The sequence below is a fragment of the Paracoccus sp. S4493 genome (assembly GCF_000967735.1).
GTDB classification, from domain to species: Bacteria; Pseudomonadota; Alphaproteobacteria; order Rhodobacterales; family Rhodobacteraceae; genus Paracoccus; species Paracoccus marcusii.
The window spans coordinates 1-347 of the sequence record NZ_JXYF01000203.1 but is presented as its reverse complement, the minus strand read 5'-3'; the positions used below and the strand labels follow the sequence as shown (position 1 = coordinate 347).

1 protein-coding gene is annotated in these 347 nt (G+C 70.0%); it reads right to left on the bottom strand.

Features of this window, described 5'->3' with window-relative positions; genetic code table 11:
• Positions 1-209 (bottom strand): PLP-dependent transferase (locus tag TW83_RS16315; RefSeq protein ID WP_045983840.1); only part of this gene is annotated, 209 nt, incomplete at its 3' end.
• Between the last annotated feature and the right edge of the window lie 138 nt (positions 210-347).

Here is a 347-nt window from a genome sequence, read left to right as displayed (position 1 = left end):
CGCGCCTGCAGGGCCGCGACGGTCGGGTTGGTCAGGCGCGAATAGATGTATCCGACCTCCTGCAGGTTGAACAGGCGCGCGGCGTGGTCGGCGTCGCGGAAGGCATAGGCCGTCGTCTGATAGATCGGCACCTGCCGCGCCCCGGTCGCCGGATCGGCGGCCCCCCCCGCATGGATCGCCCGCGTGTCGAAACCCTGTTGATCGCTCATGGTGTCCTCCCTCCGATGTGGCGCAAGCCTAGTCGCCGGGCCGGGCGGGCGGCAATCGGGAAAAGGCTTCTCCGGCGGGGGACCGGGGCAGGGGAAATCCTCTTCTCAGCGGCCTTGGCGGCGCGCCATGAAGGCCAG